Origin of the sequence: Alicyclobacillus acidocaldarius subsp. acidocaldarius Tc-4-1 (genome assembly GCF_000219875.1) — a bacterium.
Lineage (GTDB): Bacteria > Bacillota > Bacilli > Alicyclobacillales > Alicyclobacillaceae > Alicyclobacillus > Alicyclobacillus acidocaldarius_A.
Genome location: NC_017167.1, coordinates 1951105 through 1971701, shown reverse-complemented (window position 1 = coordinate 1971701; position 20597 = coordinate 1951105). Strand labels below are relative to the sequence as shown.

General features: G+C 62.2%; 25 protein-coding genes and 1 riboswitch. Of the genes, 17 read left to right on the top strand and 8 right to left on the bottom strand.

Going from position 1 to position 20597, the window contains the following annotated elements; all coding sequences use genetic code 11:
* Nucleotides 1-32: 32 nt before the first annotated feature.
* From TC41_RS09525 to TC41_RS16870, 6 genes are all read left to right on the top strand, one after another.
* Complete coding sequence (locus TC41_RS09525) at nt 33-1385, top strand: IS1380 family transposase (protein WP_014463112.1); 1353 nt, start codon at nt 33-35, stop codon at nt 1383-1385.
* Between the two features lie 313 nt (nt 1386-1698).
* Nucleotides 1699-1917: a heavy-metal-associated domain-containing protein gene (locus TC41_RS09520; protein ID WP_014464827.1), complete on the top strand. Its 219-nt coding sequence runs from the start codon at nt 1699-1701 to the stop codon at nt 1915-1917.
* A gap of 79 nt (nt 1918-1996) precedes the next feature.
* On the top strand, nt 1997-2857 hold the full coding sequence (locus tag TC41_RS09515) for an SGNH/GDSL hydrolase family protein (RefSeq protein ID WP_014464826.1): 861 nt from the start codon (nt 1997-1999) through the stop codon (nt 2855-2857).
* 102 nt (nt 2858-2959) lie between these two features.
* On the top strand, nt 2960-3358 hold the full coding sequence (gene panD / locus TC41_RS09510; protein WP_041695289.1) for an aspartate 1-decarboxylase: 399 nt from the start codon (nt 2960-2962) through the stop codon (nt 3356-3358).
* A 127-nt stretch (nt 3359-3485) separates the two neighbouring features.
* Nucleotides 3486-4085 carry an inorganic phosphate transporter gene (locus TC41_RS16875; protein WP_237699894.1) on the top strand — a complete coding sequence of 200 codons (600 nt, stop codon included), beginning with the start codon at nt 3486-3488 and terminating at the stop codon, nt 4083-4085.
* Nucleotides 3971-4600, top strand: a complete 630-nt coding sequence (locus TC41_RS16870) for an inorganic phosphate transporter (protein ID WP_237699893.1) — start codon at nt 3971-3973, stop codon at nt 4598-4600. The genes TC41_RS16875 and TC41_RS16870 overlap by 115 nt, the downstream gene beginning before the upstream one ends.
* Here TC41_RS16870 and TC41_RS09500 read toward each other — a convergent pair.
* On the bottom strand, nt 4597-5010 hold the full coding sequence (locus TC41_RS09500; RefSeq protein ID WP_014464823.1) for a hypothetical protein: 414 nt from the start codon (nt 5008-5010) through the stop codon (nt 4597-4599). The genes TC41_RS16870 and TC41_RS09500 overlap by 4 nt on opposite strands.
* A 159-nt stretch (nt 5011-5169) precedes the next feature.
* On the opposite strand from TC41_RS09500, the gene metA reads away from it, so the two are divergent.
* The 3 genes from metA to lgt all read left to right on the top strand — a co-directional run bounded on the left by metA (nt 5170) and on the right by lgt (nt 7462).
* Nucleotides 5170-6105 (top strand): homoserine O-acetyltransferase MetA, encoded by a 936-nt coding sequence (gene metA / locus TC41_RS09495; protein WP_041695822.1) that lies wholly within the window; start codon nt 5170-5172, stop codon nt 6103-6105.
* Nucleotides 6106-6239: 134 nt separating this feature from the next.
* Entirely contained in the window at nt 6240-6551 is a 312-nt protein-coding gene (locus TC41_RS09490; RefSeq protein WP_041695287.1) for an aspartyl-phosphate phosphatase Spo0E family protein, read from the top strand.
* 89 nt (nt 6552-6640) lie between these two features.
* On the top strand, nt 6641-7462 hold the full coding sequence (lgt, locus tag TC41_RS09485) for a prolipoprotein diacylglyceryl transferase (RefSeq protein WP_014464820.1): 822 nt from the start codon (nt 6641-6643) through the stop codon (nt 7460-7462).
* Between the two features lie 71 nt (nt 7463-7533).
* Here the strand turns inward: lgt and TC41_RS09480 are convergent, their stop codons facing one another.
* Complete coding sequence (locus TC41_RS09480) at nt 7534-9009, bottom strand: Ppx/GppA phosphatase family protein (protein WP_014464819.1); 1476 nt, start codon at nt 9007-9009, stop codon at nt 7534-7536.
* A 178-nt stretch (nt 9010-9187) separates the two neighbouring features.
* Between TC41_RS09480 and TC41_RS09475 the strand changes: the two genes are divergently transcribed.
* Nucleotides 9188-9388: an alpha/beta-type small acid-soluble spore protein gene (locus TC41_RS09475; protein WP_008337062.1), complete on the top strand. Its 201-nt coding sequence runs from the start codon at nt 9188-9190 to the stop codon at nt 9386-9388.
* A 53-nt stretch (nt 9389-9441) separates the two neighbouring features.
* On the opposite strand, the gene TC41_RS09470 is transcribed toward TC41_RS09475, so the two are convergent.
* The 4 genes from TC41_RS09470 to TC41_RS09455 form a co-directional block, all read right to left on the bottom strand.
* Nucleotides 9442-10110: a haloacid dehalogenase type II gene (locus tag TC41_RS09470; RefSeq protein WP_014464818.1), complete on the bottom strand. Its 669-nt coding sequence runs from the start codon at nt 10108-10110 to the stop codon at nt 9442-9444.
* Between the two features lie 16 nt (nt 10111-10126).
* Nucleotides 10127-10900 (bottom strand): 7-carboxy-7-deazaguanine synthase QueE, encoded by a 774-nt coding sequence (locus TC41_RS09465; protein WP_014464817.1) that lies wholly within the window; start codon nt 10898-10900, stop codon nt 10127-10129.
* Nucleotides 10888-11355 (bottom strand): 6-carboxytetrahydropterin synthase QueD, encoded by a 468-nt coding sequence (gene queD / locus TC41_RS09460; RefSeq protein ID WP_041695286.1) that lies wholly within the window; start codon nt 11353-11355, stop codon nt 10888-10890. The genes TC41_RS09465 and queD overlap by 13 nt, the downstream gene beginning before the upstream one ends.
* Nucleotides 11356-11479: 124 nt before the next feature.
* Nucleotides 11480-11863, bottom strand: a complete 384-nt coding sequence (locus TC41_RS09455) for a winged helix-turn-helix transcriptional regulator (RefSeq protein ID WP_014464815.1) — start codon at nt 11861-11863, stop codon at nt 11480-11482.
* A 119-nt stretch (nt 11864-11982) separates the two neighbouring features.
* Between TC41_RS09455 and cobT the strand changes: the two genes are divergently transcribed.
* Together cobT and TC41_RS09445 are read left to right on the top strand one after the other, a co-directional pair.
* Nucleotides 11983-13074, top strand: a complete 1092-nt coding sequence (gene cobT, locus TC41_RS09450) for a nicotinate-nucleotide--dimethylbenzimidazole phosphoribosyltransferase (protein WP_014464813.1) — start codon at nt 11983-11985, stop codon at nt 13072-13074.
* Nucleotides 13071-13646 carry a cob(I)yrinic acid a,c-diamide adenosyltransferase gene (locus TC41_RS09445; protein WP_014464812.1) on the top strand — a complete coding sequence of 192 codons (576 nt, stop codon included), beginning with the start codon at nt 13071-13073 and terminating at the stop codon, nt 13644-13646. The genes cobT and TC41_RS09445 overlap by 4 nt, the downstream gene beginning before the upstream one ends.
* 80 nt (nt 13647-13726) lie before the next feature.
* On the opposite strand, the gene TC41_RS09440 is transcribed toward TC41_RS09445, so the two are convergent.
* Entirely contained in the window at nt 13727-14263 is a 537-nt protein-coding gene (locus TC41_RS09440) for a hypothetical protein (RefSeq protein WP_041695285.1), read from the bottom strand.
* A gap of 93 nt (nt 14264-14356) precedes the next feature.
* A riboswitch (cobalamin riboswitch) is annotated at nt 14357-14559 on the top strand.
* A gap of 93 nt (nt 14560-14652) precedes the next feature.
* Between TC41_RS09440 and TC41_RS09435 the strand changes: the two genes are divergently transcribed.
* Genes TC41_RS09435 through TC41_RS09425 form a run of 3 tightly spaced genes read left to right on the top strand, consistent with a single transcriptional unit; the run spans nt 14653 to nt 17422 of the window.
* Nucleotides 14653-15639, top strand: a complete 987-nt coding sequence (locus TC41_RS09435; RefSeq protein WP_148260173.1) for an ABC transporter substrate-binding protein — start codon at nt 14653-14655, stop codon at nt 15637-15639.
* Nucleotides 15636-16652, top strand: coding sequence for a FecCD family ABC transporter permease (locus tag TC41_RS09430; RefSeq protein ID WP_014464808.1), 1017 nt, complete (start codon nt 15636-15638; stop codon nt 16650-16652). Before TC41_RS09435 ends, TC41_RS09430 begins: the two co-directional genes overlap by 4 nt.
* Nucleotides 16649-17422, top strand: a complete 774-nt coding sequence (locus tag TC41_RS09425) for an ABC transporter ATP-binding protein (RefSeq protein WP_014464807.1) — start codon at nt 16649-16651, stop codon at nt 17420-17422. Before TC41_RS09430 ends, TC41_RS09425 begins: the two co-directional genes overlap by 4 nt.
* On the opposite strand, the gene TC41_RS09420 is transcribed toward TC41_RS09425, so the two are convergent.
* Nucleotides 17391-18068, bottom strand: coding sequence for a TIGR00266 family protein (locus tag TC41_RS09420; RefSeq protein ID WP_041695284.1), 678 nt, complete (start codon nt 18066-18068; stop codon nt 17391-17393). The genes TC41_RS09425 and TC41_RS09420 overlap by 32 nt on opposite strands.
* A 206-nt stretch (nt 18069-18274) precedes the next feature.
* Here TC41_RS09420 and TC41_RS09415 point away from each other — a divergent pair, with 206 nt between their 5' ends.
* Entirely contained in the window at nt 18275-18766 is a 492-nt protein-coding gene (locus TC41_RS09415) for a MarR family winged helix-turn-helix transcriptional regulator (protein WP_041695283.1), read from the top strand.
* On the top strand, nt 18763-20382 hold the full coding sequence (locus TC41_RS09410) for an MDR family MFS transporter (protein ID WP_014464804.1): 1620 nt from the start codon (nt 18763-18765) through the stop codon (nt 20380-20382). The genes TC41_RS09415 and TC41_RS09410 overlap by 4 nt, the downstream gene beginning before the upstream one ends.
* Nucleotides 20383-20597: the final 215 nt, after the last annotated feature.

Below are 20597 nucleotides of genomic sequence, written 5' to 3'. Positions count from 1 at the left end.
TCGGCTGTATTCAATCCCTCTTCACCATCGGGGTGAACCACTTGCGTTTCATCATTGAAGAATCCGATGAAGTCATCGTCACGCATTCGGGAATGACCCTTGTCGGCGTGTTGCTTGATAAAACCAGAATCGGCGAGCGGTTGAATCAGACCCGCCTGCCTGGTATGGGCAAACCGGATATTTCAAACCGGGACGTGGCATACTCATACATCGGGCTGCTTTGCCAAGGCAAGACCGACTTCGACCACATCGAAGCGTTTCGAGATGACGAGTTTTTCATGATCGCACTGCAAGTAGACAACGTGCCTTCGAGCCCGACGCTGCGCCAGCGTTTGGACATGGTTGCCGGAAAATCCGGCTGGGAGTCCATTCTCCGGGAAGAGTCCGCAAGGCTCCTGAGAGCCCTCGATGTAACTCTGCATCCGATTGAACTGGGCGTGCCTGCAGAGCGTCGAACTTACATCCCGCTGGATATCGACGTCAGTCCCTTTGATAATTCCGGCACGAAGAAGGAAGGCGTGTCCCGTACATACAAGGGGCACGACGGATATGCTCCCATCTTTGCTTACCTTGGCCAAGAGGGCTACGTGGTCAATGTCCAGTTGCGTGAAGGCAGTACCCACGTACAAAAGGGCACGTCGACTTTCCTGCGGGAGAGTATTCAGTATGCAAGGCAGGTGACGGACCTCCCGCTTCTGGTTCGTCTGGATGCCGGCAATGACAGTGCAGAAAACATCGCCGTGTGTCGCTCCCAGGACAGCAGGGCCGAGTTCATCATCAAGCGCAACTTGCGAAAGGAGAGCCCCGAGGCCTGGCTTGTGATTGCCCAGCGACACGGGACATGTCATGAACCTCGTCCCGGCAAGAAGGTATATCATGGTTCGCTGATGTGTCCCGTCAAGGGTGTATCCGAACCAGTTCGCATGGTGTTCGAAGTTATCGAACGGACCATGACGGCCGACGGCCAAATCTTATTGGTACCGGACATTGAGGTCAGCGCCTACTGGACCTCACTGCCGGATGACCCGGCTGTGATCATTCGCCTGTATCACGACCACGCCGTGATGGAACAGTTCCACAGCGAAATCAAGACGGATCTGGACGCCGAGCGGCTGCCCTCGGGTAAATTCGCCACGAACAACTTGGTATTGCACTTTGTATGCGTGGCGTACAATCTGCTGCGAGTGATCGGCCAGGAGAGTCTGAAGCGAAATGATGCGCCGCTACGAAAAAAGGCAGAACGTCGCCGGATCCGGACTGTGATTCAGAACCTGATGACACTGGCTGCGAAGATGGTGCGACACGCCAGACAGACCAAGCTGAAATTGGGGTACGGGAATCGATGGCTCCCGGCATTTCGGCGATTGTACTTGGCCTTTGCGTAACGTGAACTGTGTCGAGCAAAGACACTGCATATGACCTGACATGGAAACCGAACCCAACCATTCACGAGTCCAGGGGGGACATCTGCCTTTTCGCCGCACTGGCTCCAACCGATATTCACAATCCCTAAGAAAATTGAATGTACATCCGTGAAATCGCAGTGAAGGGGCTTGCGAGAACACACATCAGCCTCTTTCCATCGGCCCTGTCACGGATTCAGGGATCTTATTCTCTTCCATATTCATCCTTATCATGCAGGCATAACGCTTCTCCTTCCGCTTCATGCTATGGGCAAAGCAGGAAGGAGGCAGAAACATGACGTTGTCCACGCTGACGCTTCGCGACGCCATGTGTTCCCTTTGCGCCAACAAGGTCTCCGTGGCGCTGCACGCTGTAGAGGGCGTGCGCCACTTCGACGTGGATCTGGCCGATCAGACCGCCGTTGTGACGTTTGACGACGATATCGTGGATCGGGATCACATCTGTCGGATCATCGGCCGGGCTCATTGTGACGATCACGGCCCCGTGATGTGAAGTTTCGAATGCATTTCAACGAACGTGTGGTATCACGGAGAAGAGCGAGGGAAGTGCTAAAGAGAGGATGAGGTCGACCATGAGGCGAAGGCGGGCAATCCGGCTGGATACGAGGCGCGTTCACGCGTGGCGCCGACGGCTCGGATGGGGCGCTTCGGGCGCGCTGTTGGCCGTGGGCGGGTGGTGTGTGGGTTGGCTGCAGAGCCGGGACACAAGCGTGCTCGCGGCCGACAGCGCTGCCTCCCTGTCTCCGCGCTTGACGACGGAGAAGGTGATGGTCGTCGGCGGATCCATGGCGCACGGGTGGAAGGATCCTCACGACGATAGCTACCTCCGCCGGGCCTTCGCCGCGCTGTCGGCCTCGACGGACACTACGTACGTATATGACGACCGAACGGTGGTCGGTGGCTCGCCGGTGACCCTTGACCGGGACGGCAAGTACCTGGCGTGGCTCGAGGAAGACCGACCCCAGGTGGTCGTTCTCTCGTGGGGGCTTCTCAACGATATCTACGACAAGACGCCGTTGACATCGTTTCGTCAAGCCATCGCGGATGAAATTGAGGAAGCGCTTGCCCAGCACGCGGTAGTACTCGTGGTCACGTCGCCGGTGACGAAGGCGACGGCGACCTACAATCACGCCGAAGACGAGGCGTACATGCAGGTGGAGAGCGATGTCGTCGCCTCGTTTGACAACCCGAATGTCTACTATCTGGACTTGAACCGCGACATGACGCTGTACATGGAGGCTCATGATCAGACGTGGAAAATCTACTATGGGGACGCCTGGCATCCCAATGAGGCCGGGCACGTGCTCGCGGGGCGACTATTGTTCGACGAACTCGTGTCCACGTTCGGCATGGGCCCCATCGCGTGGCAGCCGACGGGATCGCCCAGCCCGGGGAACACGACGGGGAACACGGCGGGGAACACGGCGGGGTAGGCGCTTTTCGGCCGGTCGCCTGAGGAGCGGCGCGCGTCGGCCGGCATGCGGATGTGCCCTACTCGCGTATGCTGAATCGACCACATGCGAGGAGGGTATCCCGTGCTGCGGCAAATGTGCAAAGGCAAGCTCCATCGCGTTCGCGTCACGCAGGCGGATCTCAACTACGTGGGCAGCATCACGCTGGACCCTGTTCTCATGAGAGCGGCGCACATCCGCCCCTACGAGATGGTGCAGATCACCAACCTGGAAAACGGCGTTCTGTGGTCGACATACGCCCTTCCCGGAGACGAGGGATCCGGCGTCGTTTGCCTGAACGGCCCGCCGGCGCGCCACTTTCAGCCGGGGGATCGCGTCATCGTGCTGTCGCTGGCCTGGGTGGATGACGCAGAGTGGGAGACCTTCAGAGCGTCTGTGGTCCTGGTGGACGATGACAACCACATCACCTCCATCGTGGCCGTCGAGCCTGCGGGCGACTGGCAAGACCATCTCGGCGGATGACCCGCCGAGATCGTCTGCGGCCCATTGCATAAGAAAAACCGTTCTGATACACTAATTCCGACTTAAGAATAGTGATTACTATGTTTTGAGCGCCGGCGAGTGGCGAGTATAGAAAGAGGGATGCGGGATGGTTTTAGCGGCGTGGCTCGTCGCCATGTTTTTCGCAGCCAATATCGGGGCGAGCGGTACGGCGGCCTCCATGGGCGCCGCGTACGGCGCCGGGGCAATCCGACGAAAGTGGATGGCGCTCTTTCTCGTCTCCGTGTTCGCGTTCCTCGGCGCGACCCTGGGAGGCGGCAGGGTCGTTTCCACCATCTCGAACGGGATTGTTCCGTCGCAGCTCGTGACGGTCGAAATCACGCTGATTGTGCTGGCCGCCGCATGCACCACGCTGTTTATCTCGAACGTCGTCGGCGTGCCTTTATCGACGAGCGAGGTGACGGTGGGAGCCGTGGTGGGGGCGGGACTCGCGGTCGGGCACGTGCACGCGGGTCGACTCGCGTTCATCGTGTCCATGTGGCTCGTGGTCCCGTTTTGTCGATGGTCCTTTCGTATCTGCTCGGTCTCATCGCGCGCAGGCTCGATCCGTGGATCGCGAGGCGCGGGCGCGCGGTGGCAGTGGCTCTACAGGTGGTTCTTCTCGCTTCAGGATGCTATGAGGCATTCTCCGCTGGCATGCACAACGTCGCGAACGCCGTCGGCCCGCTCGTCGCATCGCATGTCCTGAGCGTACACGCAGGTCTGTACTGGGGGGCGCTGTTTGTCGCCCTGGGCGCGTTTGCGCTCGGCGGGCGCGTGCTTGAAACCAACGCCAAGCGGATCACGGACCTATCCGTCCTGCAGGGCATCGTGGTCTCCATGACCAGTGCGAGCCTTGTCCTGGCTGCCGCCCTCGGAGGCATCCCTGTGCCGCAGGTCCAGGCGACGACACTCGCCATCTTCGGCGTCGGTCAATCCCACATGGGATTCGATGTGTGGCGCCAGAAGGTGGTTCGGACCATTCTCAAGACGTGGCTCGTTTCACCGCTCGTCGCGATGCTCGCAAGCTATCTGGTCATTGAGGCGGTGGTGATGGGCTCGTACGCCCCGCTCGTCGTGTCGGCTGGATCCGTGATCGTCGCGTGGCTGTATTGGAGCATGCGGCCGCAGCCGGCGCGCTGTGCGGCACGTGCGGGAACTTCGTCCTGGATGGCAGAGGCACTTCGGAAGGGCCGAGCCGCGGATCGCCACGACACCGTCTAGGAAACAGATGTCGCGCGTAAACCGCCCACAAAAGCTAGCGCGCTCGACACTGCGATGGGCAGGAGCAAAAGCCATGCGATGTGAGCTGGCATGTTGCCGATGAGAAAAATGCCCATGGAGATGCCCATAAACACCTCCATCATGAGCTCGGACATTTCGAGAAATGAGCGCGGGCGAAGCGCGATGAGGCCCGCCAGGCAGCCCACCGCGGTAGCCGCAGTTCCCCCCATCGCTTTGCTCCGGCAGGCGAGTTCCACGGCGAGCTGCACGGCAAAGGTCAGCCGCATGAGGTGAGCGGGCGAGAAGCTCCATCCCGCGAGCGGGCCTCGCCCAAGTCGCCGAGCGCTTTGGAAGACAGCGAAGCCCTCCATCCAGAGGACCAACAGCACCACCGCAAACAACACGGACATCCCCCCTGGCTTATGAATAGGGTATGATGGCGCATGGTGCCTGAGACCCTCGCTTTGCTGCCGTCAAGGCCTGTGCTACACTGATGGCGTTGCGCTCAGGGGTGCGTGTCGCCACGCAGGCCAAAGACAGCGCGAAGATGCGGAAAGGTGGGGGTCAACATGCCCATCAAAGTTCCGGACGATCTGCCCGCAAAAGAAATTCTCGCGGCCGAGCAGATCTTTGTCATGGGCTACCAGCGGGCGTTTACACAGGACATCCGTCCTCTCAAAATCTTGATCCTCAACCTCATGCCGAAAAAAGAGGTCACCGAGACGCAACTCCTTCGCCTGCTCGGAAATTCGCCGCTGCAGGTGGAGGTTACGCTTTTGCGCATGCGTTCCCACGTGTCGAAAAATACATCAGCTGAGCATCTGGAGATGTTTTATCAGACGTTTGATGAGGTCTCCGAACAGGCGTTTGATGGCATGATCATCACGGGAGCTCCCGTTGAGCACCTGCCCTTTGAAGAGGTGACCTACTGGGACGAATTGTGCGAGATCCTGGATTGGACGCGATCGGCCGTGACGTCCACCTTGCACATCTGTTGGGCGGCGCAAGCGGGCCTGTATCGGCACTATGGCATTCCGAAACGGCCGCTTGCGGAGAAGTGTTTCGGGGTGTTCGAGCACACGGTTGATCTGCGCTGCGACCTGACGCGAGGATTCGACGATCGCTTCCTCGCGCCGCACTCCCGCCACACGGACGTCGCCATTGAAGACGTCGCGCGCGTGCCCGAACTGCAAATTTTATCCACGTCGCCAGAGGCTGGCTTGTATCTCGCGGCGACGCCGGACGCAAGCCAGATTTTTGTGACCGGTCATCCCGAGTACGACGCGACGACGCTCGCAGAGGAGTACGAGCGGGACGTCGCGCGCGGAATGGAAATCCAGTTGCCGAAGAACTATTTCCCAGGCGATGATCCCACCCAAACGCCGCTCAACCGCTGGCGAGCGCACGCCAACCTGTTGTTCGCGAACTGGCTGAACTACTGCGTGTATCAGGTGACGCCGTACGATCTGAGCGGCCGCGTCCGCAAGCGCCAGCCTCAAGTGTGACGGTTTCGACACATTCTCGCGCAGATCGACAAAATCGCCACGATTTTGTCTACATTGTTCGGCGATCGCGTCCGACGGACGTCGTATAATGGTGAGCGTTGGTGCTTGGCTGTCGTTTGGGGTAGGGGGATCGTATGTCAGAAAAAGAACAGACCACGGACCTCATTGAACATCTGCGCAAGAAAATGATGAATCAGGCCGTCGAGGCTTGCAGCCTGCAGGACAGCGAAGTCATTCGACTCAGCCAGCTTTTGGACCTTCATCTCGTCGCGCTCATGCGCCTCCAGCTTGCCGGCGAAGCGCAGATGCCCGTACACTGTGAGGCGCAAGGCCACTTGCCGCCCGCATCGGGCGAAGGGCCGAGGTCGGAACGTTCGCGCATTCGCTTGCACCGCAGGCGCTTCCATGTGATTGGCCGGGCGATGGACACCACCGGCTGGTCGTAGGGCGCCTCGTTGACGCGCTGGCCGTGAACCGGTAGGCTGTCTACAGAGCCCATTGGGCAGATGTTCATGGCAAAGGATGTGCAGCGTCGGTGCACTCGTACTGGTTCTTTATAGGCTCCTTCCCAGTTCGCTCGTATAGCACGATCTTTGCGCTCGCGTTTTTGCTCGGTCTCGGCGTAACGCTGTATCTCGCCAAAATCCGCGGCAATCCCGGAGACGCGGACCACTGGTGGGGGCTCGCGCCTTGGCTTCTCGTGGGCGGCATCGTAGGCGCCCGCTTTTGGCAGGTTTTCTTTTTCGACTGGGGCTACTATTCGGCGCATCCCGGGCAGATTGTCCAAGTGTGGAACGGCGGCCTGTCGATTCAGGGCGGAATCGCGGGCGCGCTGGTGGCGGCCATTTGGTATCTGCGCCGACACCGACTGAGCTTCTTGCATTTTGCGGATATTGCCACGCCGGGCATTCTCTTGGGGCAGAGCATCGGGCGGGATGCCGACTTCATGAACGGCAGCGCGTTCGGCGCGCCCACGCACAAGGGATTTGGCGAGGTCTATCCGCCGGGCACGCTCGCGTATGAGACTTATGGAAACCAGCCGCTGTGGCCCGCAGTGACGTGGGAGGGCATGGTGGACGTCGCCCTGTTCGCGCTGTTGTTCGTGATCTTACAGCGCAAAAAGGGCTGGCCCCTCGGCTTTCCGTTTGCCTACTATCTCGTGGCGTACAATGCGTGCCGCTTCTTTTTGGAGATGTTGCGCGGGGACTCTCCGCGCGGCGTCTTCGGCTGGGATGCCGCACAGTGGACGGCGCTCGTGTCGGTCGCGGTGGGGCTGGGGCTTTTGGTTTGGGTGTTTCTCAAGGAGAAGCGAAAGACGCCGCTCGGCGTCCCCGACGCCATGGGCGAGGACAAATGAAAAAGGCGGAGCCCCTATCATCGGGCGCTCCGCCTTTGTTTTGGGCTTAATGTGGGGTTGAGCGCGTTCCCTCAGCGCGCGGACGTAAGCGCTGCGGATCCGGTCTCGCGAAAGCTGCACGTGATCTGAAGCGCTTTTCGGATGTCGTCCGCCACCTTCGCATCCGCCGTGTCCTCCACGATGTCCTGAATCATGCGGCGGGTTTCAATCTGAATCTCGCCGCCTTTGCCCCTCGACACCTCGTGCGGCTCGACGCCGAGTTCGAGTGCGAGCCATCTCGCGAGGCGAAGCAACAGGGACAGTTTCTTCGCGCGCGGATCTCGGTGATCAAAGCGGACGACCTGAGCCACGAGCTGCCATTCGGCGGGTCTGAGTCCATACAGGTCCGAGTGAAGTACCAGATACGCGGCGTGATCGCGCCATCGCTCGGGATGGACAAACGCGCCCGCGCCTTCGAGCTGAGCGGCCGTCCAAAGCACCAACCTGTCGCTTTGGTCGAGATGGAGACGCGCTGACAATTCCGCCCCGACCCGCATGGCCATGTCGGCAACCGCGCTTGCCGCGGCGCGATCGATCCGAAAGTGGCTCTGGAAATTCCGGATACTGAACTCCAGCACCGAGGGCACCACAGGATTGGCGGATCCGAGCAGACGTTCGAACAAAAGCCCTTCTCGGATGCCGCACCGGCTGACGAAGACCGAAGGGGGCTTCAGGATTCGCACGAGCGTCGCCAACACGGCTAGCCCCGTGGTGATGATTTCCGCCCTGTGCTTCGCGATGCCTTTCATCTTGCGCCGCTTGTTCACGCTCATCTGCTGAAGCTGCTTGAGCTTCACCTCGACGTACGAAGCGGGGAGCTCAAAGCCGTGCAGCCGCGGCGTCTTCCGGTGTGTTTCTGCCAGAAACAGTTTTGCCAACGCGCGCGCAGTTCCGCCGAGTCCAATGAACGGAAGGAGTTCGCCCTGGCGCACCCACGCGTGTTCCGCGAGCGCTTCCGCTGCTTGGTCGCTCGCCATTCTGACGCAAGCCTGTTCGCCGTATCGGCCGAACATCTCGCGGAGGTTAAGCGCTCCGTAAGGCAGGCTCGTCGCGCGGATCAGCGCGCGGTCCCGCATGAGCGCGATCTCGCTCGACGCTCCGCCGATATCGAAAATGACGGCATTTTGAATCGGCATGGTGTTGACCACGCCAAGAAATCCATACCGCGCTTCCTCTTCGCCCGTGAGAATGCGCAAGCGGAGGCCGGTCTCCTCTTCGATCTTCTGCTTCACGTCGTCACCGTTCTCAGCCTGGCGAAGTGCCGCCGTCGCAACCGGCATCCATTCGTCGACGTCGTGCAACACGCCTTGCCGCACGAACTGGCGCAGGCAGACGATGGCGCGTTCGACACTCGCGTCCGTCAGGCGGCGGTTCCCTGTCATGCCTTCGGCCAGTCGGACGTTCTGCTTGACTTCATACACGGGGCGATACGATTCCCCGTCGATCTCGAAAATGGACATTCGGCACGAGTTCGATCCGAGATCGACGATGGCCACGCGATTCGACATCGGTTCTTCTCACATCCACCGTTTCGCGATTTGACTTCATTTCAATCCAATGTACAGCCTCTGCAAGGCAATCGCAACGCCAGCCGAGTCAACATTTGGCGCGCCGGGCGGAGCATACGGTCGAATGGCCCGGTCACACTACAGGTGTCATCACCACCACATGAGGAGGGAATGCAAGATGGCAAACAACTCGGGTAGCAATCGCACGCTCGTTCCGCAGGCTTCGAAGGCGCTGGATCAGATGAAGTACGAGATCGCGACGGAGTTCGGGGTGAATCTTGGCCCGGACACCACCTCTCGCCAGAATGGTTCGGTGGGTGGCGAGATCACGAAGCGCCTGGTGGCGTACGCGGAGCAAAGCCTCGCGGGCCGCGCGTAAACACGCGGCGAACGAGAACGAGCTGCCAACGGGATGTCCGTTGGCAGCTCGCTTCATGGTGTCCGGATGGAGGAGAGGAGATGGGGGAGCTCGGCCATCGACCGAATGGCCGCGCTCGGCGCGCGCCCGTAGGGAAGTGTGCCGCCATCGGTTCGGCGGAGGAGACAGGCGCGAAATCCGAAGTGTTCCGCGGCGGCGGCGTCCCAGTCGTTGCTCGACACGAACACGACGTCCCGCTTTTCCGCTTTGAGCACTTGAAGCGCATGCTGATAGGCTCGGCGCGCAGGTTTGTAGGTACGAACGGGATCCACGCTCACGACGTGATCGAACGCAAAGAGAAGGCCGTGCCGGGACAACGCCGACTGGAGCGCGCGCAGCGTGCCATTCGACAGGATGGCAAGTCGCTCGCCGCGAAGCCCCTGAAGGCCCTCTGCGACGTCGGGGAACAGAGGAAGGTGGTCTTGCGCACGGGCGAGTCGCTCCACGGCCTCAGACTCGAAGCGCCCCTGCAAGACGTGCGCCACCGCGTCGCGCGTCACGCGGTCGAAGTCGCGATACGTTTCGGTGAGCGCCGCATGCCACGCCAGTTGAACCTGGACATTGCGAATGTGGGCCGCGAGTTGGGCGGCCTCATCCGCTGGAATACCTTCCTTCATCAGAGCCTGCGCCATGCCACCGTGCCAGTCGAAGAGCGTTCCATAGGCGTCAAACAGGACGAGCACAATCCGTCCTCCTTCTCTAGACCCCGCGCGCGTTTGGGTCCCAGATGACCTTGTGAAGCTGCAGGTTCAGCTTCACGTCGCGCAGGCGATGCTTCAGGATGAGCGCCACGAGATCCCGAGGCGGCATGGTATCCCACACCGGGCTCATCAGGATGGTGGCTCGCGTGGGATAGAACTCCATAACCTCCAGGGCGCGCGCGAAGTCGCGTTCGTCGGCGATCACGAATTTCACCTCGTCTCGCTCAGACAAGGACGTCAGGTGCTCGCCGATCATGCGGCTGTCTTCTCCGCTCGCGGGCAGCTTGTAGTCCACGATGAACCGCACCACCTCGCGCAGGCGCGCCGACGCGTCGCGAAACCGGACGTACGGGCGCACGTCGATGGCGCCGTTCGTCTCGATGTGCACGTCTCGAACCCACTCGATATCCGCGATGGCCTCAATGAGCAACTGCGACTTATGCCGGTGAATGAGGGGCTCGCCGCCCGTGAGGCACACGTTCGGCCAGCCAAACGCCTCGACCTGCTTAGCGATCTCTCGAAGCGTCGCGTGAAAGGCTGGGCGCTCCGGCGCATAGCTGTACGGCGTGTCGCACCACGTGCAGCGCAGATTGCAGTGGAACACCCGCACGAAGGTCGTGGGGAAGCCTGCCCGCGTTCCCTCGCCTTCCACGGTCTCGAAGATCTCGACCATGGGTAGCGAGAGTTGGCCGGGATCGCCGCGCTTGGCCTCTTCGTAGGCGTCCTCCCACGGCGCGCGGAAGGAGGCTCCGGCGGCCTTCACGACATCCACGCCCGTTCCAGCGACGCCCGACTCGTCGGCGTCTCGTACAGCTCGAGCCGCTCGAGCCTTACGTCGCGATCTCGCCCGTACGCCTCAAGCGCGCGCTCTAGCTCTTCCCACATCCAGACGATCATGTTTTCCGCCGTCGTGTTCATCGGCGGCAGGACCTCGTTCAGGTATTGGTGATCCAGTCGGCGCTTGATGACGTCTTCGAAAAGGCGCTTGAGATCGCCAAAGTCCACGACGATGCCGATGTCGTTCACGCGCCCGCTCACGGTAATCACGAGCTTGTACGTGTGACCGTGAAGATTGGCACACTTCCCGTCGTAGGCGTGAAGATGATGTGCCGCGTCGAACGTGAACTCCTTTGTCACGGCCACACGGCGGTCGTGATATTTCAACTGAGATCTGTCAATATCGGAGCCGAGCACCTGCAGGCGGCCCGGAATTCCATACGCGCTCACGCGTCTCACTCCTCGCAGAACTCCTGCCATGTTCGCCGCCGCGAGATTTCGCTCACACGACAGAGGCTGCCCCACGGGCGGATGCCCTGGCGACAGCCTGCACAAAAACTCTGTGATGTATGCTCTACAGTGCGCGATCCCGCGACGAACACTTGTATCGGCGCTGATATTCATCGCAATCCGAGTCGGTGACCCACTCGTCGCCCCACTTTTGCACGGCTTCCATGACCGGGCGAAGCGCCTCGCCCTTTGGCGTCAACTCGTACACAATCCGCACGGGCGTTTCCGCGTACACCCGCCGAACGACCAGCCCAGCCCGTTCGAGCTCTTTGAAGCGCTCGGCCAACATGCGGTCGCTCATGTTGGGAATCATATCCGAGATATCTTTAAAGCGCTTGGGCCCCTCGAGCAAGACGCGAATGATGAGCCCGGTCCAGCGCTTGCCGAGCAATGCAAACGCCCATTCGAATCGGGGGCAAATCTGCTCATGGTTGCCCATGACCATCATCTCCCTAACCTATTCTACCACAATTCCAGCGAAACTCGCACATCATCTGCCGATTTCGCGAGCGGCGTTGCACATCCCGGTCCGTTCTGGTACATCGGAGGAAGACGTCCAGCAGAGGAGTGGAGATCTTGGCGCAAAGGGACCTGCATTTGCCCTCGCCGCGCCACGTCCATGCGTCGTGGCGGGCGAAGCTTCAAGCGCGGCTCGACGCGCTCGCGAAACCTACGGGCAGTCTCGGCTCCCTCGAACCCGTGCTTTGCGACATCGCGGCCATCCAGGCCACGGAGCATCCGCGCGTCCGCCGCCCGTTCTTTCTGCTGTTCGCGGGCGATCACGGCGTGGCCAAGGACCGCCCCATCTCGCGCTACGGCCAGCACGTGACGGAGGAGATGGTGAACCACATCGCCTCCGGCCGCAGCGTGTCCACGGTGTTGGCGAGATCGTTTGGGGTCCCTTGGCGCGTCTACGACGTCGGCATGGTGTCCACGCCCAGCCATCCGGATGTTCGGCGGAGCAAGGTGGCCGCCGGCACTCGCGACTTCACGCGCGGGCCAGCGATGACCGTCGACGAGTGCGCGGAGGCGATTCGGATTGGCATGCAGGCCGTGCGCGACGCGCACGAGGACGGCGCGGATCTCGTGATCCTCGGCGAGATGGGCATCGGCAACACGACCGCGGCCAGCGCGCTCTCCGCCTGGCTCCTCGGCGTCGATGTCGATCTCGTCGTCGGGACGGGCACGGGCATTCGCGAGCAGGCGCTCGCCGAGAAGCGCCTCGTGGTGCGCACCGCACTCACCGTATGGGGCGAGCGCGAGCTCTCGTTTCCGGCGGGTGACGCGCGCTGGCTGGCCGGGCTCGCGCACCTGGGCGGCCTGGAGCTGGCGTCCATCTGCGGCGCCATTCTCGAGGCCGCCGCCATCGGGCTGCCGGTTCTCCTGGACGGCGTGCTCGTCGGAGCCTGCGCCCTGTGGGCAGAACGCGCGCGCCCCGGCGTCCGCGATTTTCTGATTGCGGGCCACCTGTCGCCGGAACCGGCGCACGCGCTCTTGCTCGGCGAGCTCCGCAAGCGTCCCCTGCTGGACCTCGGCCTGCGCGTGGGCGAGGGCTCGGGCGCGCTCATGGCGTGGCCCATCCTGAGGGCGGGGCTCGACGTGCTCGATGGCAGCGCGATGTTTTCGGAACGAGCAAGGTCAGGGAGGGATGTCACATGAGGCTGTACACGCGCGGGGGCGATGGCGGCACCACCGCCCTCATCGGCGGCGAGCGCAGGCACAAGGGCGACAGGCGCGTCGAAGCGTACGGGGCGGTGGACGAGGCCTGCGCCGCGCTTGGGCTTGCCGCGAGTCTGATGCAGGACGAGCAGATGTCGGACATGCGCCGTCTCGCGGTCTGGTTACAGCAGCGCTTGTGGGACGTGGGTGCGGATTTGGCGGCACCGCCTTCCGCAAAGGATTACGTGCCGAAGGTCGATCCGTCGTGGGTGGACGACCTCGAACCCCTCATCGACAAGTATCAGGAAGAGGGGCCGCCGCTGACTCAGTTTGTATTGCGACAGGGAAGCCCTGCGGGGGCGGCGCTCCATTTGGCGTGCACGGTCGTCCGGCGTGCGGAGCGGGAGGCGTGGCGCCTCGCCGCGCAGGAACCCGTGCCAGAAGCGGCCCTGCGCTTTCTGAATCGCCTGTCGGATCTGTTGTTTGTCATGGCTCGCGCCGCAAACGCGCGCGCGGGCGTGGACGAGATCGCGTACGAGCACAGCCCCGTCGTCTTTCGCGACGGCAAGTGATGGACAAGCGGCTCGAGGTCACTTCGCCGGCGCGCGTTGAGATTCAGGTCACCTCCGCCCGAGGTCTCGTATCCGCGGATTCAATGCGCCAGCTGGAACTCGCGCTGCCAGCCGCCGTCCATGAGCCAGGCGTAAAGCGGCGCGGACCTCAGGTACCACGTGTGCGATCCTTCGGTGAAGGTCACGACGTCTGGAACGTGCTGGATGTCCTTGGACAGCGGTTCGCCCCGGCCTGAGAAGTAGGTGGTCGGCACCAGCGTGGCGGTTGCGCCGGACGCGAGTGTGAGGAATACCTCGGGCGGATCGATATTGGCGTTCACGATGATAGGTGGGCCGGGAAGCTTCGGGATGTTCACCTGCACGGGTCGGGCCTGCTTCATCCATTTCGCGATTTCCGCCTCGACTTGGGCAGGGTGGATGGGCTCATACCCGATTCCCGCCAGGCCTGCGGTGATGGACACGCTGCGCATCTCCTGCGCCGCAGGAATCGGCGGATGGGAGGAGGATGGGCTCACGCTCGCTCGGAGGGGGCCCGAGCTTCCAGAGCTGACAGCCGCAGCCGCGACAGGGACACTCGTGGCGAGGCAAGCGGCAAGTAACGCGACCTTTTCCCACATGCGCATGACCTCCTTTTTTTCTGGAGACGTGTGTCAACCGCATTGTGTGACACGATGCCGTTTGACAAGCCATCCGCCCCCATCTACGATGGAACTCGATCCATGTCGCTGGGTGCTTCGCGCGGCAACGCGGCGAAGAGAATAGGGAAGCCGGTGAGAGTCCGGCGCGGTCCCGCCACTGTGAACAGGAAAGCGGGCTCTGTCGAGCCAAGCCGCGACGCCACTGCCATCTTCGCGGGAAGGCGCGCGGACGAAGACCTGTGAGCCAGGAGACCTGCCCAGCGACACGCGGGCGCCCTTCGAGGAAAGGCGCGAGCACGCGCGCGGGCATTTACGTCCGCCATTTCTTCGAATGGGACCGCTCCACGCACAGATTGGGGGGTCCACACGTGTTCAAACGTCCGTTGTTCCAAGGAACGGCGCTGGCTGTGGCGCTTGCGCTCGGCGCCACCGTCTCAGGTTGCGGCACGCCGCAGGCCACCACGCAAAACAGCCTCACCACGAATTCGAGCGCAGCGTCTGCCATCTCGTATCCCATGACCGTGAAGGACGACATGGGGAACACCGTCACCCTGAAACACCAGCCGATGCACATCGTGTCCGGTTCGGAGGGCACAGACGAGATCCTCGTGTCCCTCGTCCCTAAATCTCGCATTGCGCTCGTGACGACGATGGCGTCCAATCCCGAGTACTCGAATGTGGTCGCCCAGGTCAAGGGGATTCCCGCTTGGAGCGGGGACGACCCAGAGCAGGCGCTGGCCGTCCATCCCGATCTCGTCCTGGAAGCGGGCTACGTCACGAAGACCGTGCTCAATCAACTTCACCAGGCCGGCGTACCCATGTATGTGTTCAGCCTGAATGACTTCAATTCTATCGCGGACATCGAGCGGAACATCCTGACGGTCGGCCGCCTCGTCGGCGAGCCCGCCAAGGCCAATGAGGTCGTCGCCAACATGAAGCAAGACATCGCACAAATCGAAGGCGCGGTTCAGGGCCAACCGCGGCCCACCGTTCTCGACTACGGCTCGTACGGCTATACGGCCGGGCGCGACACGACCGTCGACGACATCATCCGCGACGCGGGCGGCGTGAACGTGGCGCACATCTTGAACGGGTGGCAGAAGATCACGGACGAGCAGATTGTCAAGTGGAACCCGGACGTGATCATCGACTCGTCCGACGACGCGGCCTTCCTGAAGAAACTCGCCTCCGATCCGGCGCTCCAGTCGGTCACCGCGGTGCGCGAGCATCACCTGTACGCCATCAACAGCGCCGATATCTCCTCGGTGTCGCAGTATGTCGTCCGCGCCGTGTACGACGTCGCGAAGGTGCTGCATCCCACAGCACACCTGAAGGCGCCGAAGGTGATGGCATGACCAGGCGGCGCGCCTGGGCCTTTGGAGCGCTTGCCTTCGCGCTCCTCGCCTCGGCCGCGCTTGAAATCGGCATCGGGCCTGTGATCATCCCCTTTTGGCAGATCCCGGCCGACACGTGGGCGTACTTCGCAGGCCATCGCGGCCTTGACGCGGTGGTCGTGGGGGCCATTCGCTGGCCTCGTCTCGTCGTGGCCGTGTTGGCGGGATGCGCGCTCGCGCTCTCAGGGGCCGTGCTCCAGGCCATCCTGCGCAACCCCATGGCGGACCCGGGCGTCATCGGCGTGTCGAGCGGCGGCGCGCTCGGGGCCGTGATCGCCGTCTCGACGGGGCTCGCCGCGCGCATCCAAGTGGCCACGCCCGCCTTGGCCTTCGCTTTTGGCCTGGCGGTGGCCGCCATCATCTACCGCCTTGCGACGAACGCACGGCGCACCGACATGTACCGGCTGCTTCTCGCGGGCGTCGCCCTGAGCTCGCTCTGCAGCGCCATCATCACGGCCATCCTCGACCTATCCCCACTCCAGGAGATGCAGCAGATGATGTTTTGGCTGTTCGGCGGCCTGGACGGATCGAACTGGACGGAGGCCGCGACGCTTGCGGCCGTCAACGCGCTGGCCATGCCCGTCTTTTTGCGCCTCGCCTTTGCGTACGACATTCTCACGACGGGCGAGGAGCACGCGGAGGCGGTCGGCGTGGACGTGGAGCGCATCAAGCGCGTATCCCTCGCCGTGGCGGCGCTCATCGTAGCGGTGGCCGTGAGCACGACAGGCGTCATCTCGTTTATCGGCCTCATCGTGCCGCATATCCTGAGGCGCCTTATGGGCCCGAATCACCGGCCGCTCCTCGCCGCATCCGCCCTGGGCGGCGCAGTGCTACTGACGCTGTCCGATCTCGTCGGCCGTACCGCGGTTCAGCCGGCGGAATTGAACGTCGGCATTGTGACGTCGTGCCTCGGCGTGCCCTTTTTTGTCTACCTGTTGTACCGACATGGGCGTGGAGGGGACGCGGGCTTATGATCCAGATCCAGCATCTCGACTGCCATCCCATTCTGCGGGACATCTGCGCGGAATTTGTCCCAGGTGAAATGGTGGGCCTGGTGGGCCCCAACGGCGCGGGCAAGACCACGCTCCTGCGCGCGATGGCAGGCGTGCTTCGCCCGACGGGCGGCGCAGTTCAGGTCATGGGCGAGCCCGTCCATGCGCGCGAACCCAGCTGGCGCGCTCGCCGCGTGGCGTATCTGCCGCAGTTTCTCGCGGACGACATCCCCTTTACCGTGCGCGAGTTTGTCGAGATGGGGCGATACAGCCACGCGCCGCGCGGTGTGCTTGGCAGGGCGGACGCGGCCGCGGTGGACGACGCGCTCGCCGTGATGGGGCTCATGGGGTACCAAGACACGCTGCTCGCGAATCTTTCTGGGGGCGAGCGACAGCGGGCGGCCATCGCGCGCTGCCTGGCCCAGGAGGCGCCAATTTTGCTCCTCGACGAGCCCATCGCGAGCCTCGACATCCATTATCAGCTCGACATCCTGGCCAGGCTGCGCGCCCTCGCCGGGGAAGGCCGCCTGATCATCATCGCCCTTCACCATCTGGAATTCGCTCTCGCTCACTGTCACCGCACGGTCTGCCTGCACCGCGGCCGGCTGGTCGCCGACGGATCGCCCGACGAGGTGTTCACGCCTGAGCTTCTGCGCGCCGTCTTTCGCGTGGATGCGCGCCCGTTTCGCGATCCGCACACGGGGGCCGTGCGCCTCAGCGTCAGCGCGGCGATCCCCAGTACGCCTGAATGACGTGGACCAGATTGTGCACGGTGACCGAGTGGAGCCACACGCGCCCCGGCCCCGTCAGCTCCACCAGGAACAGCCCGTCTCCCGAAAACAGCATGTTGGCGACGCCCTGCATGAGTTGGACGCGGTAGTCGATCCCGTCTGTGAACGCCGCGATATGGCCTGGGTGAACGAGCAGGCTCTCGCCCCGGGCGAGATCGCGCTCGACGATCTCGCCGTCAATCGAAAGAAACGCCATCCCGTCGCCTGCCAGGTGGGTCAGCGCCAGGCCGTTGCCGCCGAGAAAGCGGCCGATGTTGAGCGTGACCTCCACGCCGTAGTCCACCGTCGACTCCGCGCAGAGAAAGCTGTGCCGTTCTGCGATCACGCGTCCATATTGGTGCAGCGGCAGCGCGAGGATGTGCCCAGGCATGCGCGTGGTGAACTGCACCACGGATTCGCCTCGCGCTGCGCGATAGTAGGTGAGAAATACGCTGTTGCCGCTCAGCGCTCGCCGAAACATGCCGGCAAGGCCGCCCGGCGCCCGCGTCTCCATGTACGTGCCGGGCGTCATCGAGAGCAGGCATCCCGCCTCCGAAAACACGCTTTCTCCCGGTTCGAGCCGAACCTCGAGCGTCTGCATGGTGCTGCCGTGAATGTGGTAGTCCATCGGCCATCCTCCCATCCCCACGCGCTCGAGCGTGGCCGCAATTCCGTTTGGGCTATCGTACCATAGGCGGGGCGCGATGCGTGTCCAATCGCGTCGACTTGACGCGAACGCGAGACATTTATACAATGTAAATGTTAAACGGTAGAAAGATTAGCTCGTTATAAAGATTTGGCGATTTGAACGATTGAACATCAGGAGGATCGCGGATGAGAGGGGACATGGATGCGCTGACCCAGCGGTTTGCACAATCGCTCGGCGTGCTGGCGCAGGAGTTCGGCCCGCATTTGCTGAACCGCCTGCACACGGGCCTCACCGCGGGTCAGTTTTTCACCATGCAGATGATCCGGCGCGAAGGGCGGCTCAAGGTGTCGCAGCTCGCGGAGCGGCTGGAGGTGACGCCGAGCGCCATCACCGTGATGATTGACCGCCTCGAGCATCACGGCTACGTCTCTCGGGTCCGGGACGAGGAAGACAGGCGGGTGGTCGTGATTGAACTGACGGAGGCCGGGCGCGCCAAGCTCGCCGAGGTGGAGCAGGCGTGGTTCGAGATGATGCGGCAGATGGTGTCGCGGATTGAACCTGGGGCGTTTGAGCAGTGCGTCTCGGCGCTTGAGACCATGGTTGCTGCTGCGAAGCAGCTACGGATCCAATCGTACGGCGAATCGTACGGGGAAGAGACTCCTCGTCAGGAGGTATGAACTTGAGCGCTTCGTATGAGGTGCAGAGGACGAATCAGATCACCGGGTCGCGCAAGTGGTGGGCGTTTGCCACCGTGCTTGTGACCATGTTCTTCTCGTCGCTGGATCAGACCGTCGTGTCCACGGCCATGCCGACGGTCATCAGTGATTTGCACGGGCTGAACCTGTACACGTGGGTGTTCACTGCGTACATGATCACGTCGTCCATCACGGTGCCCATCTACGGAAAGCTGTCGGACGTGTTTGGGCGTAAGCCGTTTTATTTGTTCGGGCTCGTGATGTTTGGCATCGGATCCGCCATCTCGGGCCAGGCCCACAGCATGTTGGAACTCGTCTGGGCCCGTGCGGTGCAAGGCGTCGGCGCTGGGGCCATGATGAGCATGCCGCGGGCAACCATCGGCGACATCTTCTCGCCGAAGGAGCGCGCGCGTTGGATGGGCGTAATGATGGCTGTGTTTGGGCTCTCGAGCATTGTCGGGCCGGCCATCGGGGGGTTTATCACAGACAACTGGTCGTGGCGATGGGTGTTTTACGTCAATCTGCCGTTTGTCGTCGTCGCCATCGTCGGCGTGGTGTTCGCGTTGCCCACGGTTCGGACCAAGGATCAGGTCAAGGTCGATTGGCAGGGGGCGGCGCTCCTCACCGTCGGACTCGTGCCCATCCTTCTCGCGCTGACCTGGGCGGGGGAGCAAGTATCCGTGGGATCGCTTGAAATCGTCGGCATGTTGGCCGGTGGTGCGCTCGTCCTGGTGGCGTTCGTCTCCTGGGAGATGCGTGCGCCGGATCCGCTCATCGCGCCGTGGCTGTTTCGCAACCGGGTGTTCACCACGTCGCTCGTGCTGCAGTTGCTCGTGGGCATGGCGATGTTCGGAAGCCTGATGTACCTGCCCATTTTTGTGCAGGGCGTGATCGGCCTGAACGCGCAGAACAGCGGTTGGATCATGACGCCGATGATGGGCGGGTTCATGGTTGGGAGTATGGTTTCTGGACAGGTGATGTCCAAGACGGGGCGGTATCGCTATGTGGCGTGGCTTTCGGGCGCTGTAATTGTCATGGGTTCGATCCTGTTGAACCGGATTGACGTGCACACGTCGTGGCCCACCATCATGGTGGACATGGTGGTCCTGGGCCTGGGCATTGGCGCCTTGATGCCGCTCATGAACATGGCGGTGCAAAACGCTTTTCCGTATCGCGTGATGGGGACGGTAAACGCGAGCCAGCAGTTCGTGAGTTCGCTCGGCGGCGTCGTTGCATCGCCGGTGTTCGGAACCGTGTTGAATCACGCCTTTTCGAACAAGCTGAGCGCGTCTCTTCCTTCGGCGCTCTCGGCGGTGAAGGGAAAGATCGGTTCGCTCAACCCGCAGGCGCTCCTGACCTCTCAGGCGCAGAAGGCCATCGCAGCAGACTTTGACCGACTTGGCCCTGCGGGGCAGGCGCTCTATCACCAGCTGATGCAGGCAGTGAAGTTGTCCCTGACGTACGGAATCCAAAAGCTGTTCTTTGTGGGTTTGATCTTTTCCGCGCTCACGTTCATCGGTACATTCTTCCTGCCCGAGGTAAGGCTCAAGGGTGAAGAATATTTTCGCGCTGAGGAGAACGAGGCACACGAAGGCTGAGCTGCGTCGGATACGGCCGCTCACAGGGCTCACGAGAAGCCCTGGAGCGGCTTTTTTGTCGGATGCCTGTGTGGTCGTTACAAACTGTTCAAGCTCGTGCCGCGGTTTGTTCAAAAACCTACACCTAGAGTGCATTTTTTTCGAAGTATATGGTGATACGATCCAAGTGTGAGGAGCGCTCCAAGTATCACTTTTGATTACGAGTATGGAAGGGG

Excerpts from the sequence above, each read along its gene's own strand:
- TC41_RS09445 (WP_014464812.1), top strand. The coding sequence starts at position 13,071 with ATGAGGCTGTACACGCGCGGGGGCGATGGCGGCACCACCGCCCTCATC.
- TC41_RS16875 (WP_237699894.1), top strand. The coding sequence starts at position 3,486 with ATGGTTTTAGCGGCGTGGCTCGTCGCCATGTTTTTCGCAGCCAATATC.
- TC41_RS09455 (WP_014464815.1), bottom strand. The coding sequence starts at position 11,863 with ATGATGGTCATGGGCAACCATGAGCAGATTTGCCCCCGATTCGAATGG.
- TC41_RS09420 (WP_041695284.1), bottom strand. The coding sequence starts at position 18,068 with ATGGACTACCACATTCACGGCAGCACCATGCAGACGCTCGAGGTTCGG.
- TC41_RS09430 (WP_014464808.1), top strand. The coding sequence starts at position 15,636 with ATGACCAGGCGGCGCGCCTGGGCCTTTGGAGCGCTTGCCTTCGCGCTC.
- TC41_RS09475 (WP_008337062.1), top strand. The coding sequence starts at position 9,188 with ATGGCAAACAACTCGGGTAGCAATCGCACGCTCGTTCCGCAGGCTTCG.
- TC41_RS09515 (WP_014464826.1), top strand. The coding sequence starts at position 1,997 with ATGAGGCGAAGGCGGGCAATCCGGCTGGATACGAGGCGCGTTCACGCG.
- TC41_RS09425 (WP_014464807.1), top strand. The coding sequence starts at position 16,649 with ATGATCCAGATCCAGCATCTCGACTGCCATCCCATTCTGCGGGACATC.
- TC41_RS09500 (WP_014464823.1), bottom strand. The coding sequence starts at position 5,010 with ATGTCCGTGTTGTTTGCGGTGGTGCTGTTGGTCCTCTGGATGGAGGGC.
- TC41_RS09440 (WP_041695285.1), bottom strand. The coding sequence starts at position 14,263 with ATGTGGGAAAAGGTCGCGTTACTTGCCGCTTGCCTCGCCACGAGTGTC.
- TC41_RS09490 (WP_041695287.1), top strand. The coding sequence starts at position 6,240 with ATGTCAGAAAAAGAACAGACCACGGACCTCATTGAACATCTGCGCAAG.
- metA (WP_041695822.1), top strand. The coding sequence starts at position 5,170 with ATGCCCATCAAAGTTCCGGACGATCTGCCCGCAAAAGAAATTCTCGCG.
- TC41_RS09410 (WP_014464804.1), top strand. The coding sequence starts at position 18,763 with ATGAACTTGAGCGCTTCGTATGAGGTGCAGAGGACGAATCAGATCACC.
- TC41_RS09520 (WP_014464827.1), top strand. The coding sequence starts at position 1,699 with ATGACGTTGTCCACGCTGACGCTTCGCGACGCCATGTGTTCCCTTTGC.
- TC41_RS09480 (WP_014464819.1), bottom strand. The coding sequence starts at position 9,009 with ATGTCGAATCGCGTGGCCATCGTCGATCTCGGATCGAACTCGTGCCGA.
- TC41_RS09415 (WP_041695283.1), top strand. The coding sequence starts at position 18,275 with ATGAGAGGGGACATGGATGCGCTGACCCAGCGGTTTGCACAATCGCTC.